Source organism: Pseudomonas acericola (SeqCode), from assembly GCF_053456465.1.
The window spans coordinates 81117-96605 of sequence record NZ_JBRFJB010000003.1; the positions used below are offsets into that span (position 1 = coordinate 81117).

8 protein-coding genes are annotated in these 15489 nt (G+C 62.8%); 6 read left to right on the top strand and 2 right to left on the bottom strand.

Annotation, left to right across the window (positions count from 1 at the left end; genetic code table 11):
• The first annotated feature begins 78 nt into the window (after positions 1–78).
• The 6 genes from ACU688_RS12385 (at position 79) to ACU688_RS12410 (ending at position 12226) form a co-directional block, all read left to right on the top strand.
• Positions 79–1383, top strand: a complete 1305-nt coding sequence (locus ACU688_RS12385; RefSeq protein ID WP_448184927.1) for an MdtA/MuxA family multidrug efflux RND transporter periplasmic adaptor subunit — start codon at positions 79–81, stop codon at positions 1381–1383.
• Entirely contained in the window at positions 1380–4481 is a 3102-nt protein-coding gene (locus tag ACU688_RS12390) for an MdtB/MuxB family multidrug efflux RND transporter permease subunit (RefSeq protein ID WP_017734561.1), read from the top strand. Before ACU688_RS12385 ends, ACU688_RS12390 begins: the two co-directional genes overlap by 4 nt.
• Positions 4478–7585, top strand: coding sequence for an efflux RND transporter permease subunit (locus ACU688_RS12395; RefSeq protein ID WP_448184928.1), 3108 nt, complete (start codon positions 4478–4480; stop codon positions 7583–7585). Before ACU688_RS12390 ends, ACU688_RS12395 begins: the two co-directional genes overlap by 4 nt.
• The gene (locus tag ACU688_RS12400; protein ID WP_448184929.1) at positions 7582–9033 is read left to right on the top strand and encodes an efflux transporter outer membrane subunit; all 1452 of its coding nucleotides are present in this window, start codon (positions 7582–7584) and stop codon (positions 9031–9033) included. Before ACU688_RS12395 ends, ACU688_RS12400 begins: the two co-directional genes overlap by 4 nt.
• Before the next feature lie 295 nt (positions 9034–9328).
• The gene (locus ACU688_RS12405; protein WP_448184930.1) at positions 9329–11425 is read left to right on the top strand and encodes a putative bifunctional diguanylate cyclase/phosphodiesterase; all 2097 of its coding nucleotides are present in this window, start codon (positions 9329–9331) and stop codon (positions 11423–11425) included.
• Positions 11426–11479: 54 nt separating this feature from the next.
• On the top strand, positions 11480–12226 hold the full coding sequence (locus ACU688_RS12410) for an SDR family oxidoreductase (RefSeq protein WP_448184931.1): 747 nt from the start codon (positions 11480–11482) through the stop codon (positions 12224–12226).
• A 122-nt stretch (positions 12227–12348) separates the two neighbouring features.
• Here ACU688_RS12410 and mapR read toward each other — a convergent pair whose 3' ends face one another.
• Together mapR and ccoG are read right to left on the bottom strand one after the other, a co-directional pair.
• On the bottom strand, positions 12349–13758 hold the full coding sequence (gene mapR / locus ACU688_RS12415) for a GntR family transcriptional regulator MpaR (RefSeq protein WP_124529578.1): 1410 nt from the start codon (positions 13756–13758) through the stop codon (positions 12349–12351).
• 142 nt (positions 13759–13900) lie between these two features.
• Positions 13901–15316, bottom strand: a complete 1416-nt coding sequence (ccoG, locus tag ACU688_RS12420; RefSeq protein ID WP_448184932.1) for a cytochrome c oxidase accessory protein CcoG — start codon at positions 15314–15316, stop codon at positions 13901–13903.
• Positions 15317–15489 lie beyond the last annotated feature (173 nt).

Below are 15489 nucleotides of genomic sequence, written 5' to 3' on the forward strand. Positions count from 1 at the left end.
ATAGCCGGTAAAGGCGCTTCTCTAAACGCGCTCCAGTGCTTATCTTTCAGCCTCCCAAAGAAGAAGCTCTCGCGCCCAATGGTTGATCAATCCATGCAATCGTCCCCCCGTAAGTCCCGCCGCTGGCTGTTTGGCCTGCTTGTGCTGCTGGTTATCGCCGGCCTGTGCTGGAAATTCTGGCCCGCCAGCCACAAGGACGCCACCGCCCAGGCGCCAGCCGGGCGTGCCGGCAAGTCGGGGATGATGCGCCCGGGCTTCGGCGGTGCTGCCGGTCCGGTGCCGGTGCGCGTGGCCCCGGCGGTGCTCGGTGAGTTCCCGGTGTACTACAAGGCATTGGGGACAGTGACCGCACTCAACACCATTAATGTGCGCAGTCGGGTCGGCGGTGAGTTGGTGAAGATCGCCTTCGAAGAAGGGCAGATGGTCAAGGCCGGCGACCTGCTGGCCGAGATCGACCCGCGCAGCTACCAGAACGCCTTGCTCCAGGCACAGGGCACGCTGTTGCAGAACCAGGCGCAGTTGAAGAACGCCCAGGTGGATGTCGAGCGTTATCGCGGCCTGTATGCCCAGGACAGTATTGCCAAGCAGACCCTGGACACCGCCGAAGCGCTGGTCCTGCAATACCAGGGCACGGTCAAGACCAATCAGGGCGCGGTGGATGACGCCAAGCTCAACCTGGAATTCACCAAGATCCGCGCGCCCATCGGTGGCCGTGTCGGCTTGCGCCAGGTGGACGTGGGCAACCTGGTGGCGGCGAACGACACCACGTTTATCGCCGTGATCACCCAGACCCAACCGATCAACGTGGTCTTCACCCTGCCGGAAAACACCCTGGACACCGTGCTCACCCGCTACCACGCCGGCAACAAGCTGCCCGTGGAAGCCTGGGACCGTGGCGACGTGAAGAAACAGGCCGTCGGTGTGCTGCAAAGCCTGGACAACCAGATCGACGTGACCACCGGCACCCTGAAATTCAAAGGGCGCTTCGATAACAAGGACCAGGCGCTGTTCCCCAACCAGTTCGTCAATGTGCACCTGCTCGCCGACACCCTGCACAACGTCGTACTGGCGCCATCCGCTGCGATCCAGTTCGGCAACAACGGCACCTTTGTCTACAAGCTCGATGGCGACAAGAAGGTCAAGATCCAACCCCTGGTCATCGGTGACACCGACGGCGACAACACTGTGATTAAAGAAGGCCTGGTGGCCGGTGATCGCGTGGTGCTGGAAGGCACCGACCGCTTGAAGGACGGCAGTGAGATCGAAGTGGTCAACGACAGCACTGAAGTGCTGACCACCCCGACCGAGCACCTGCAAGGCAAGCCTGCGGCGAAAGGGGAGACCGGCACCACCGCCGGCAAGGCGCAAAAGGTCGGTTCATGAACCTGTCGCGGCTGTTTATTCTTCGCCCGGTCGCCACCACGCTGAGCATGCTCGCCATTGTGTTGGCCGGCATCATCTCGTATCGCCTGTTGCCGGTGTCGGCGTTGCCCCAGGTGGATTACCCGACCATCCGCGTGATGACCCTGTACCCCGGCGCCAGCCCGGACGTGATGACCAGTGCCGTGACCGCGCCGCTGGAGCGCCAGTTCGGGCAAATGCCCGGCCTCACGCAAATGGCGTCCACCAGCTCCGGTGGCGCGTCGGTGCTGACCCTGCGCTTCAACCTCGACGTCAATATGGACGTCGCCGAGCAACAGGTGCAGGCCGCGATCAACGCCGCCACCAACCTGTTGCCCAAGGACCTGCCGGCGCCGCCGGTGTACAACAAGGTCAACCCGGCCGATACCCCGGTGCTGACCCTGGCGGTCACGTCCAAGACCATGCTGCTGCCCAAGCTCAATGACCTGGTCGATACGCGCATGGCGCAGAAAATCGCGCAGATCAGCGGCGTCGGCATGGTCAGCATCGCGGGTGGCCAGCGCCAGGCGGTGCGTATCAAGGTCAATCCCGAGGCCCTGGCGGCGAATGGCTTGAACCTGTCGGATGTGCGCACCTTGATCGCCGCATCCAACGTCAACCAGCCCAAGGGCAACTTCGACGGCCCGACCCGCGTGTCGATGCTCGATGCCAACGACCAGTTGGTCTCGCCCCAGCAATACGCCGAACTGATCCTGGCCTACAACAACGGCGCGCCACTGCGCCTGAAAGACGTAGCGCAGATCGTCGATGGCGCCGAAAACGAACGCCTCGCCGCTTGGGCCAATGAAAACCAGGCCGTGCTCCTGAACATCCAGCGCCAGCCCGGCGCCAACGTAATCGAGGTAGTGGACCGCATCAAGGCGCTGCTGCCGAGCATCACCGACAACCTGCCGGCCGGCCTCGACGTGCTGGTGCTGACCGACCGCACCCAGACCATCCGCGCCTCCGTCACCGACGTGCAACACGAATTGCTCATCGCCATTGCCCTGGTGGTGATGGTGACCTTCCTGTTCCTGCGCCGGGTCAGCGCGACGATCATTCCGTCCATCGCGGTGCCGTTGTCGCTGGTGGGCACCTTTGGCGTGATGTACCTGGCCGGGTTCTCCATCAACAACCTGACGCTGATGGCCCTGACCATCGCCACCGGGTTTGTGGTGGACGATGCCATCGTGATGCTGGAGAACATCTCCCGTTATATCGAAGAAGGCGAGACGCCGCTGGCCGCCGCGCTCAAGGGCGCCAAGCAGATCGGCTTCACCCTGATCTCCCTGACCCTGTCGCTGATCGCCGTATTGATCCCATTGTTGTTCATGGCCGACGTGGTTGGGCGCTTGTTCCGCGAATTTGCCATCACCCTGGCGGTGGCGATCCTGATTTCCCTGGTGGTCTCGCTGACCCTCACGCCGATGATGTGCGCGCGCCTGCTCAAGCGTGAGCCCAAGGAAGAGGAACAAAGCCGTTTCTACAAGGCCAGCGGCGCCTGGATCGACTGGATGATCGAAGCCTACGGGCGCAAGTTGCAGTGGGTGCTCAAGCACCAGCCGCTGACCCTGCTGGTGGCCATCGCCACCCTCGGCCTTACCGTGGTGTTGTACCTGGTGGTGCCCAAGGGCTTCTTCCCGGTGCAGGACACCGGCGTGATCCAGGGCATTTCCGAGGCACCACAGTCGATTTCCTTCGCGGCCATGAGCCAGCGCCAGCAGGAGCTGGCCAAGATCATCCTGGCCGACCCGGCGGTGCAAAGCCTGTCGTCCTATATCGGTGTGGATGGCGATAACGCCACCCTCAACAGCGGGCGTTTGCTGATCAACCTCAAGCCCCACGGCCAGCGCGACTTGAGCGCAGCCGAGGTGATTACCCGCCTGCAACCGGAACTCGACAAGCTGGTGGGCATCCGCCTGTTTATGCAGCCGGTGCAGGATTTGACCATCGAAGACCGCGTCAGCCGTACCCAATACCAGTTCAGCATGTCATCGCCAGACGCCGACCTGTTGGCGCTGTGGAGTGACAAACTGGTGCACGCCTTGAGCCAGTTGCCGGAACTCACCGACGTCGCCAGCGACCTACAAGACAAGGGGTTGCAGGTGTTCCTGGTGATCGACCGCGATGCCGCCTCGCGCCTGGGCGTGACAGTGTCGACCATCACCGACGCGCTGTACGACGCCTTCGGCCAGCGGCAGATTTCCACGATCTACACCCAGGCCAGCCAGTACCGCGTGGTGTTGCAGGCGCAATCCGGCGAAACCCTCGGCCCGGATGCGCTGAACCAGATCCACGTGAAAACCACGGATGGTGGCCAGGTGCGCCTGTCCAGCCTGGCTCGGGTCGAACAGCGCCAGGCGCAGTTGGCTATCGCGCATATCGGCCAGTTCCCGGCGGTGATGATGTCGTTCAACCTGGCCCCAGGCGTCGCGCTGGGCAAAGGCGTGGAACTGATCAACCAGACCCAGAAAGACATCGGCATGCCGGTGGGCGTACAGACCCAGTTCCAGGGCGCAGCCCAGGCGTTCGAAGCGTCGTTGTCGAGCACCTTGCTGCTGATCCTGGCAGCGGTGGTGACCATGTACATCGTGCTCGGCGTGCTCTACGAGAGCTATATCCACCCGATCACCATTCTGTCGACCTTGCCGTCGGCGGCGGTGGGTGCCTTGTTGGCGTTGCTGCTCAGCGGCAATGACCTGGGCATGATCGCGATCATCGGCATCATTTTGCTGATCGGTATCGTGAAAAAGAACGCGATCATGATGATCGACTTCGCCCTCGATGCTGAACGCAACCAGGGCCTCGACCCGCAGACGGCGATTTACCAGGCTGCGTTGCTGCGCTTCCGGCCGATCCTGATGACCACATTGGCCGCGCTGTTTGGCGCGGTGCCGTTGATGCTGGCCACGGGCTCGGGCGCGGAATTGCGTCAACCCCTGGGCCTGGTGATGGTCGGCGGTTTGTTGGTGAGCCAGGTGTTGACCCTGTTCACCACGCCGGTGATCTACCTGTACTTCGACCGCCTCGGTCGGCGCTGGCGCAAAGAGCCGCAAAGCCTGGAGCCGGTTGAGTCATGAACCTGTCCGGACCGTTTATTCGCCGGCCGGTAGCCACCATGCTGCTGAGCCTGGCGATCATGTTGCTGGGCGGGGTGAGCTTCAACCTGCTGCCGGTGTCGCCGCTGCCGCAGATCGACTTTCCGGTGATCGTGGTCTCGGCGAGCTTGCCCGGGGCCAGCCCCGAGGTGATGGCATCGACCGTGGCGACGCCGCTGGAGCGCTCGTTTGGGGCGATCGCCGGCATCACCACCATGAGCAGTAACTCCAGCCAGGGCTCGACACGGGTGATCCTCGCGTTCGACTCCGACCGTGATATCAACGGCGCCGCGCGGGAAGTGCAGGCGGCCATCAATGCCTCGCGCAACCTGCTGCCCAGCGGTATGCGCAGCATGCCGACCTACAAGAAGATCAACCCGTCCCAGGCACCGATCATGGTGCTGTCGCTGACCTCGGACGTGTTGCAGAAGGGCCAGCTGTACGATTTGGCCTCGACGATCCTCTCGCAAAGCCTGTCCCAGGTGCCCGGCGTGGGTGAAGTGCAGATCGGCGGCAGCTCCCTGCCGGCGGTGCGCATCGAACTGGAGCCCAAGGCCCTCGACCAGTACGGCGTGGCCCTCGACGATGTGCGCAACACCATCGCCAATGCCAACCAGCGCCGACCCAAGGGCTCCCTGGAAGACAGCGAGCGCAACTGGCAGATCCAGGCCAATGACCAGCTGGAAAAGGCCAAGGACTATGAACCGCTGTTGATCCGCTACCAGAACGGCGCGGCCCTGCGCCTGGGCGATGTGGCGAAAATCAGCGACGGCGTGGAAGACCGCTACAACAGTGGTTTCTTCAATAATGATGCGGCGGTGCTGCTGGTGATCAACCGCCAGTCCGGCGCCAACATCATCGAGACCGTCCGCCAGATCAAGGCCCAGCTGCCGGCGTTGCAGGCGGTGCTACCGTCCAGCGTCAAGCTCAACCTGGCCATGGACCGATCGCCGGTGATCACCGCGACCCTGCATGAAGCCGAGATGACCTTGCTGATTGCCGTGGCCCTGGTAATCCTGGTGGTGTACCTGTTCCTCGGCAACTTCCGCGCGTCGCTGATCCCGACGCTGGCGGTGCCGGTGTCGCTGGTGGGCACCTTTGCGGTGATGTACCTGTTTGGCTTCTCGTTGAACAACTTCTCGTTGATGGCGCTGATCCTCGCCACCGGCCTGGTGGTGGACGATGCCATCGTGGTGCTGGAGAACATTTCCCGGCATATCGACGACGGCGTGCCACCGATGAAAGCGGCGTACCTGGGGGCCCAGGAAGTCGGTTTTACCTTGCTGTCGATGAACGTGTCGCTGGTGGCGGTGTTCCTGTCCATCCTGTTTATGGGCGGGATCGTCACCAACCTGTTCCGCGAGTTTTCCATCACCTTGTCGGCGGCGATCATTGTCTCGCTGATTGTCTCGCTGACCTTGACCCCGATGCTCTGCGCGCGCTGGCTCAAGCCCCATGTCAAAGGCCAGATGACCGGCTTGCAACGCTGGAGCCAGAAGGTCAACGACCGCATGGTGGCCGGCTACGCCACCAGCCTCGACTGGGTGCTGCGTCACCGCCGCCTGACTCTGCTCAGCCTGTTGATCACCGTGGGCGTGAATATCGCGCTGTACGTGGTGGTGCCCAAGACGTTCATGCCGCAGCAGGACACCGGCCAGTTGATCGGCTTTGTGCGCGGCGATGACGGCCTGTCGTTCAATGTGATGCAGCCGAAGATGGAGACGTTCCGCGTGGCCGTGCTCAAGGACCCGGCCGTGCTGAGCGTGGCCGGCTTCATCGGCGGCAACAACGGCACCAATAACGCGGTGATGCTGGTGCGCCTCAAGCCCATCAGCGAGCGCAAAATCTCGGCCCAGGCGGTGATCGAGCGCCTGCGCAAGAACGTGCCGCTGGTGCCGGGTGGGCGGTTGTTCCTGATGGCCGACCAGGACCTGCAATTTGGTGGCAGCCGCGACCAGAGCAGCGCGCAGTATTCCTACATCCTGCAAAGCGGTGACCTGGCCGCGTTGCGCCTGTGGTACCCGAAAGTGGTCAGCGCCTTGCGCGAGCTGCCGGAACTGACCGCCATCGACGCCCGCGAAGGCCGTGGTGCGGCGCAGGTCACGCTGATTGTCGACCGCGACCAGGCCAAACGCCTGGGCATCGACATGAATATGGTCACGGCGGTGCTGAACAACGCCTACAGCCAGCGGCAGATTTCCACCATCTATGACAGCCTCAACCAGTACCAGGTGGTGATGGAGGTCAACCCGAAGTATGCCCAGGACCCGATCACCCTGAACCAGATGCAGGTGATCACCTCCACTGGCGCGCGGGTGCCGCTGTCGACCATCGCCCATTACGAGAACAGCCTGGCGGACGACCGCGTCAGCCACGAAGGCCAGTTCGCCTCGGAGAACATTGCCTTCGACATGGCCCCAGGGGTCACGGTGGAGCAGGGCACGGCCGCCATCGAGCGGGCAATTGCCAAGGTCGGCTTGCCGGAAGACGTGATTGCCAAGATGGCCGGCACCGCCGATGCCTTCGCCGCGACGCAAAAGGGCCAGCCGTTCATGATCCTTGGCGCGTTGGTGGCGGTGTACCTGGTGTTGGGCATTCTGTATGAAAGCTACATTCACCCGCTGACCATCCTCTCGACCCTGCCGTCGGCGGGTGTTGGCGCGTTGCTGTCGATCTACCTGCTGGGGGGCGAGTTCAGCCTGATTTCCCTGTTGGGCTTGTTCCTGCTGATTGGCGTGGTGAAGAAAAACGCGATCCTGATGATCGACCTCGCCCTGCAACTGGAGCGTCATGACGGCATGAGCCCACTGGAATCGATCCGCAGCGCCTGCCTGCTGCGCTTGCGGCCGATCCTGATGACCACGCTGGCGGCGATCCTCGGCGCGCTGCCGCTGTTGCTCGGCACCGCCGAAGGCGCAGAAATGCGCCAGCCCCTGGGCCTGACCATTATCGGCGGCCTGGTGTTCAGCCAGATCCTGACCCTTTACACCACTCCGGTGGTTTACCTCTATCTCGACCGCGCGCGCCATCGCTTCAATGCCTGGCGTGGCGTGCGTACCGATGCTGCCCTGGACACTGCGCTATGACCGATTTCCCGAAGACAAGCCAGAAACTGTTGGTGACGGTGCTGTGTGGCCTGTTGCTCAGCGCCTGCGCCATTGGCCCGGATTACAAGCGTCCGGACGTGGTTGAACCGGTGCAGTTCAAGGAAGCCCAGGGCTGGCGCCAGGCCACGCCGAGCGACGCCCTGGCCCGTGGCGCGTGGTGGGAGCTGTACGGCGACCGCCAGCTCAACGACCTGGTGGTGCGCCTGAACACCTCCAACCAGACCGTGGCCCAGGCCGAGGCGCGTTTTCGCCAGGCCCAGGCCCAGGTGCGCAGCGCCCGTGGTGCGTTTTTTCCCACGGTTGACCTGAGCGCCGGGAAAACCCGCGCCAGCCAGGGCACCGGCAGCAGCAACGCCAGCCTCAGCAGTTCCAGCAGTGGCATCCGCGATACCCTCAACGCGCAACTGGGGGTGAGTTGGGAGGCGGACGTCTGGGGCAAATTGCGCCGTGGCCTGGAAGCCAACGACGCCACCGCCCAAGCCAGTTCCGCAGACTTGGCGGCGATGCGCCTGAGCCAGCAGTCGGAGTTGGTGCAAAACTACCTGCAACTGCGGGTGATGGATGAGCAGACCCGCTTGCTGCAAGCCACGCTGGATACCTACCAGCGCTCGCTGCAAATGACCGAAAACCAATACCGCGCCGGCGTCTCCGGCAAGGATGCGGTGGCCCAGGCGCAAACCCAGCTCAAGTCCACCCAGGCCAGCCTGATCGACCTGATCTGGCAGCGTGCCCAGCTGGAAAACGCGATTGCCGTATTGATCGGCGAGGCGCCGGCCAACTTCAAGCTGGCGGTGAGCAACGACATCCCGGCGCTGCCGCAGATCCCCGTGAGCCTGCCGTCGCAACTGCTTGAACGCCGCCCGGACATCGCTTCGGCCGAACGCTCGGTGATCGCTGCCAACGCCAATATCGGCGTGGCCAAGGCCGCCTACTACCCGGACCTGAGCCTGAGCCTGGCCGGGGGGTATTCCAGCAGCACCTACGCCGACTGGATCAGCCTGCCGAACCGCTTCTGGTCGGTAGGCCCGAAACTCGCCATGACCCTGTTCGACGGCGGCCAACGCTCGGCCGAAGTCGATCGCACCGTGGCCAGCTATGACGAGACCGTGGCCAAGTACCGCCAGACCGTGCTGGACGGTTTCCGCGAAGTGGAAAACTACATGGTCCAGCTCAAGGTGCTGGAAGACGAAGCCGTGGTCAGCAATGAAGCGCTGGACGCCGCCCGTGAATCGTTGCGCCTGACCCAGAACCAGTACAAGGCCGGGCTGATTGCCTATCTGGATGTGGTGCAGGTACAGGCGACGGCGTTGAGTAATGAACGCACGGTGTTGACCTTGTTGCAGACGCGCCTGGTGGCGAGTGTGCAGCTGATTGCCGCGCTCGGCGGTGGCTGGGATGGCAAGACCGCAGTCGACGCAAAGGATTGACTGCAAACACGGACTAAATGTGGGAGCTGGCTTGTCGGGCCGCCGCATCGCTGCGATAGCGGTTTATCAGTGCCAGAAGTGTTGGCTGATGTACCGCTATCGCAGGCAAGCCAGCTCCCACAGGTTGACTCACTCGCCGCCGTATTCCGGGGGTTTTTGAGTCAGCCGATTGGCGTCAAAAAGGCAATGATGGCTATGCGCTAATTAATCAACTGTACAAGAATCTTTATCGCTACAATCGCCCGCTTTGCCACCTGGCACGGGCTTTTCAGGCCCGTCAGTCTTGAGAAGCCCCATGCTTATCGGTAGTTATTCTCCCTCGCTGGTCGTGATCTCCCTGTTCGTTGCGATCCTCGCGTCCTATACCGCGCTGGACCTGGCCGGCCGCATCGCGACCGCCAAGGGCCGCGCGGTGTTCTATTGGATGAGCGGTGGGGCCTTGGCCATGGGCGTGGGTGTGTGGTCCATGCACTTTATCGGCATGCTCGCGCTGCGCTTGCCGTTTGCCCTGGGCTTTGACGTCGGTATCACGGCGTTGTCGTTGCTGATCGCCGTGCTGTCCTGCGGTTTTGCGTTATGGCTGGTCAACCAGCCGCGCTTGCCGGCCTGGCAGTTGGCGTTTGGTGCGCTGGTGATGGGCGCGGGCATCAGCAGCATGCATTACACCGGCATGGCTGCGATGCGCATGACCCCGGGCATCGACTACGACCCCACGCTGTTCAGCGCGTCATTATTAATCGCGGTGGTCGCCTCCGGCGCGGCGTTGTGGATTGCGTTCCACCTGCGGCGCAACACCCCTTACGTGCGCCTGATGCGCGGCGGTGCGGCGGTGGTGATGGGGCTGGCGATTGTCGGCATGCATTACACCGGCATGGCGGCCGCGCAATTTGCCGACGAGAGTTACTGCGGCGCGGCGCTGTCGGGCTTGAGTGGCAAAGGCCTGGACAACCTGGTGGTGGTCACCAGTCTGGCGGTCTTGGTGATTGCCTTGCTCACCTCGGTGCTGGACGCCCGCCTGGAGGCGCGCACCTCGGTACTGGCGGATTCCCTGAGCCTGGCCAACCAGGAACTGACCCACCTGGCCCTGCACGACACCCTGACCGGGCTGCCCAACCGCACCTTGCTCGCCGACCGGATTCAGCAGGCCATGCAGGCGGTCAACGAGAAGGGCGGCTGTTTTGCCCTGATGTTTATCGACCTGGACGGTTTCAAGCCGGTCAACGATGCCTTCGGCCACCACATGGGCGACCAGTTGCTGCGTGAAGTCGGCCTGCGCCTGCGTGAAGACCTGCGCAGCCAGGACACCCTGGCGCGCATCGGCGGCGATGAGTTTGTGTTGCTGGTGCGCCTGACCCAGCCGGACGACGCGTTGCGTCTCGCCGAGCGTCAGGTGGGCCTGGTCAACCGCGCGTTCAAGGTTGCCGAGCATGAGCTGAAAATCTCCGCCAGCGTGGGCATTGCGATCTACCCCGGCAACGGCGGCAACCCCCAGGAATTGCTGATGAACGCTGACGCCGCGATGTACCACGCCAAGGGCATGGGCAAGAACGGCTACAGTTTCTTCGATGTGTCGATGAACACCAACGCGCGCAAACAACTGCAACTGTTGCAGGACTTGCGCAATGCCGTCGAGCAACAGCAGTTTTGCCTGCACTACCAACCCAAGTTCGACGCCGTCAGCGGCATCCCGGTGGGCGCCGAAGCGCTGTTGCGCTGGGAGCATCCGCAGCAGGGCCTGCTGTTGCCGGCGACGTTTATCGAATTGGCGGAAAAGACCGGGCTGATCATTCCCATCGGCGAATGGGTGCTCAACGAAGCCTGTCGCCAGATGCGCCTGTGGTATGCGCAGGGCTATGAAGACTGGCGCATTGCCGTGAACCTGTCGGCGTTGCAGTTCTGTCACGCCGGGCTGGTCAAGAGCGTGGCCACGGCCCTGGACCGCCACCAGTTGCCGGCCAACAGCCTGACCCTGGAAATCACCGAAACCACCGCCATGAGCGATGCCGATGCGAGCATGACGGTGTTGCAGCAGCTGTCGGACATGGGCGTCGATCTGTCCATCGATGACTTCGGCACCGGTTATTCCAGCCTGATGTACCTCAAGCGCCTGCCGGCCAATGAGTTGAAGATCGACCGTGGCTTCGTGCGCGACCTGGAGCACGACGGCGACGATGCCGCTATCGTCTCGGCCATCGTCGCCCTGGGCCACGCCTTGGGGTTGCGCATCGTCGCCGAAGGGGTGGAGACCGATGTACAGCAGAATTTCCTCACACGGCTGGGCTGCAATTCCCTACAGGGCTACTTGCTCGGCCACCCGTTGCCGGCGGAGCGTTTCATGGCCGACATCCAGCGCGCCGAAGAACTCGTGGCGCCTGACAAAAGCCTGGGCTGACGGGTATTCTTGGATCCAACCCTAAACACCCGGTTGGATCAGGAGACCCCACCCATGGACAAAGTCGTCATCATCACCGGAGGCAGCCGCGGGATCGGCGCCGAGACGGCCTTGCTGGCTGCGCGCCAGGGCTATCGCATCTGCATCAACTTCCAGTCCGACGAGGCCGCTGCCCATCGCGTGCTGGAACAGGTCCGCGCATTGGGCGCGCAGGCCATTGCGGTGCGGGCTGATGTCAGTATCGAAGATGAAGTGATCGCGTTGTTCAATCGGGTCGATGCCGAGTTGGGGCGGGTCACCGCACTGGTCAACAACGCGGGCACCGTGGGGCACAAGTCGCGGGTCGATGAGATGTCCGAGTTTCGTATTCTCAAGATCATGAAAACCAATGTGTTGGGGCCGATCCTGTGCGCCAAGCATGCGGTGCTGCGCATGTCGCCCAAACATGGCGGGCAGGGCGGCAGTATCGTCAACGTGTCGTCGGTGGCGGCGCGCTTGGGTTCTCCGGGGGAATACGTGGATTACGCGGCGTCCAAGGGCGCGTTGGACACCTTTACCATTGGCCTGTCCAAGGAAGTGGCGGGTGAAGGCATCCGCGTGAACGCGGTGCGCCCCGGTTACATCTTTACCGACTTCCATGCCCTGAGCGGTGATCCGGATCGGGTCAGCAAGTTGGAATCCGGCATTCCCATGGCCCGTGGCGGGCGCCCGGATGAGGTGGCGGAGGCGATTGTCTGGTTGTTGTCGGATAAGGCGTCGTATACCACGGGGACGTTTCTGGATTTGGGGGGTGGTCGCTAGTTTTGTAGCGCCTGGGCCGACGCCATCGCGGGCAAGCCCGCTCCCACATTTGAAGGTGTTCGCAGTTCAAACTGTGGGAGCGGGCTTGCCCGCGATGGCGTCAGACAGGGCAACTCAATAACTCAGAACGACCGCACAATCCGCCCCAACGTCTCCATCGCCTTCTCCGACGCTTCCGTCCACGGGCTGCCATAGTTCAAGCGAATGCAATTCCTGAAGCGCTGGGTGGCCGAGAAGATCGGCCCCGGCGCGATGCTGATGCCCTGGGCCAGGGCCATCTGGAACAACTTCAACGAATCGGTCTGCTCCGGCAGCTCCAGCCACAGGAAGTAGCCGCCGGCTGGCTGGCTGACCCGTGTTTGTGCCGGGAAGTAGCGGGCAATGGCCGCGAGCATGGCGCTTTGCTGTTCTTCCAGGGCGTAACGCAACTTGCGCAGGTGGCGGTCGTAACCGCCGTGTTGCAGGTAATCGGCAATCGCCGCCTGGGCGGGCATCGACGGGCACAGTGAGGTCATCAGCTTCAAGCGTTCGACCTTTTGCGCATAGCGCCCGGCTGCTACCCAGCCCACGCGATATCCCGGCGCAAGGCTCTTGGCGAAGGAGCCGCAATGCAGCACCAGGCCCTCGGTGTCGAAGGCCTTGGCGGGTTTGGGTGGGTGTTGGCCGTAATAGAGTTCGGCGTACACATCGTCCTCGATCAGGGGCACCTGATGGCTGCGCAGCAGTTCTACCAGCGCCTGCTTTTTGGCTTCCGGCAGGGTTGCACCCATGGGGTTCTGGAAGCTGGTCATGGTCCAGCAGGCCTTGATCGGGTAGCGCTCCAGGCTTTGTGCGAGGGCGCCCAGGTCGATGCCGTCGCGTGGGTGTACGGGGATTTCCACGGCCTTGAGCTTCAAGCGCTCCAGCACTTGCAGGCAGGCATAGAACGCCGGGGCCTCGATGGCCACCAGGTCGCCGGGTTCGGTGACGGCTTGCAGGCACAGGTTCAGCGCTTCGAGGGCACCGTTGGTGATCAGTAGCTCTTCCATGGGCAGCATCAGGCCGCCGACCATGTAGCGCAGGGCAATTTGCCGGCGCAGTTGCGGGTTGCCCGGCGACATGTCGGTGACCACCAGGCGCGGGTCCATCTCGCGGCTGGCGCTCGCCAGGGAGCGGGCCAGGCGTGGCAGCGGGAACAGCATCGGGCTGGGGAACGCCGAGCCGAACGGCACGGTGTTGGGGTCTTTGATCGAGTCGAGCACGGAAAACACCAACTCGCTGACATCGACTTCGGTGGACTCGTGCACCTGTTCGCTCACCACCGGCTCGGAAAACGGGCTGGGCGCATGGGTGTTGACGAAGTAGCCGGAGCGCGGCCGCGCGCGGATCAGGCCGCGGCGTTCCAGCAGGTAGTAGGCCTGGAACACCGTGGACGGGCTGACGCCGTAGGTCTGGCTGGCGTAGCGCACCGACGGCACACGCTGGCCGGGGCCGAGTACGCCGGAGCGAATCAGTTCTGCAATGTCGTCGGCGAATTTTTCGTAGCGTTTCATGGGGGCCTTATTCGTCGCAGGGCAACATGTGGGAGCTGGCTTGCCTGCGATGACGGTGGCACATCCGGCATCGTTGTTGGCTGACTTGACGCTATCGCGGGCAAGCCCGCTCCCACAGGTGATCTCTATTGTTTGTTAGGTGTCAGCGGTTCAGCGGTGCTACGAAACGGCTATCGGCAGCACTGTAAACCCAGGGTTCATCCACGTCGGTAACCTTGAAGCGCAAGGTCTGCGAGCTGCTGGCCGGCTTATCCGCCAACAATGCCACCGACACCGGCACATCGCTGATTTCTCCCGGTGCCAGGCTGATCTCGGTCTTGCCTTGCAACTGGAAACCCTCGGCGTCCACCAGTTCCAGGCGGTAGTCCTGGCGCTGCTGGGTCTTGTTGATGACCTTGAGGCTGTAGATGTTTTCGATCAAGCCCTGGGCGTTCTCACGGAACATGCCACGGTCCTTGGTCACATCCAGCGACACCATCGGGCGCTGTACCAAGGCCACCACCAGCGCTGCGATCATCACCAGCAACACGGCACTGTAGCCGATCAGGCGCGGCCGTAGCAGATGGGTCTTGCCACCTTGCAGCTGATGTTCCGAGGTATAGCTGACCAGGCCACGGGCGTAGCCCATCTTGTCCATGATCGAGTCGCAGGCGTCGATGCACGCGGCGCAGCCGATGCACTCCATTTGCAAGCCGTCGCGGATGTCGATGCCGGTGGGGCAGACCTGCACGCACAGGTGGCAGTCGATGCAGTCGCCCAGGCCGACGTCGGCAGGTTTCACCTCGCGTTTGCGCGGGCCACGGCTTTCACCACGGGCTGCGTCGTAGGAAATGGTCAGGGTGTCCTTGTCGAACATCACGCTCTGGAACCGTGCATACGGACACATGTGCATGCACACCGCTTCACGCAGCCAGCCGGCATTAATGTAGGTGGCGCCGGTGAAAAACAGCACCCAGAACAGGCTCACACCACCCATTTGCCAGGTCAGCAATTCGGCAGCCAACGGGCGGATTGGTGTGAAGTAGCCGACAAACGTCAGGCCCGTCAGCACGCTGATACCCAGCCACAACGTGTGCTTGGCCGCGCGCCGTGCCAGTTTGTTCGGGCTCCACGGCGCGGCTTGCAGCTTGATGCGCTGGTTGCGTTCGCCTTCGGTGACTTTTTCGCACCACATGAACAGCCAGGTGAACGAGCTTTGTGGGCAGGTGTAGCCGCACCACACGCGGCCGGCAAATACGGTGATCGCAAACAGGCCGAAGGCGCAGATGATCAGCAGCGCCGAGAGCAGGATGAAATCCTGTGGCCAGAATGTCGCGCCAAAAATATGGAATTTACTTTCCGCCAAGTCCCACAGCACGGCTTGGCGCCCGCCCCAGTTCAGCCACACGGTGCCGAAAAAGGCCAGGAACAGAAAGCCTGCACCGCTCAAGCGCAAGGTGCGGAACAGGCCGGTGAAACTACGGGTGTGGATCAGGTTGTCGCTGGATTTGGCCTTCACCTTCTTTGGGTGTATCGGCTCAAAGGTTTCCACGGTTCGGACGGGGATTCTTTCGCTCATGGTCGTTCGCTCATCAGCCTCCATCAGGCAGAGGAACTATGCGCGCCGGTCTGTTTGCATAACAGACTCAGGTCTGTTGATAAAAAGCGGATCAGATGGGTTTGAGCGCGGTGCCTGCGTCAATGTGCTGCACCCCGTGGCGCCTGGGGTGCAGCTGGGTTTGAGGCGTGCTG

Coding starts and splice junctions, on each gene's coding strand:
- ACU688_RS12385 (WP_448184927.1), top strand. CDS start 79: ATGGTTGATCAATCCATGCAATCGTCCCCCCGTAAGTCCCGCCGCTGG.
- ACU688_RS12390 (WP_017734561.1), top strand. CDS start 1,380: ATGAACCTGTCGCGGCTGTTTATTCTTCGCCCGGTCGCCACCACGCTG.
- ACU688_RS12395 (WP_448184928.1), top strand. CDS start 4,478: ATGAACCTGTCCGGACCGTTTATTCGCCGGCCGGTAGCCACCATGCTG.
- ACU688_RS12400 (WP_448184929.1), top strand. CDS start 7,582: ATGACCGATTTCCCGAAGACAAGCCAGAAACTGTTGGTGACGGTGCTG.
- ACU688_RS12405 (WP_448184930.1), top strand. CDS start 9,329: ATGCTTATCGGTAGTTATTCTCCCTCGCTGGTCGTGATCTCCCTGTTC.
- ACU688_RS12410 (WP_448184931.1), top strand. CDS start 11,480: ATGGACAAAGTCGTCATCATCACCGGAGGCAGCCGCGGGATCGGCGCC.
- mapR (WP_124529578.1), bottom strand. CDS start 13,758: ATGAAACGCTACGAAAAATTCGCCGACGACATTGCAGAACTGATTCGC.
- ccoG (WP_448184932.1), bottom strand. CDS start 15,316: ATGAGCGAAAGAATCCCCGTCCGAACCGTGGAAACCTTTGAGCCGATA.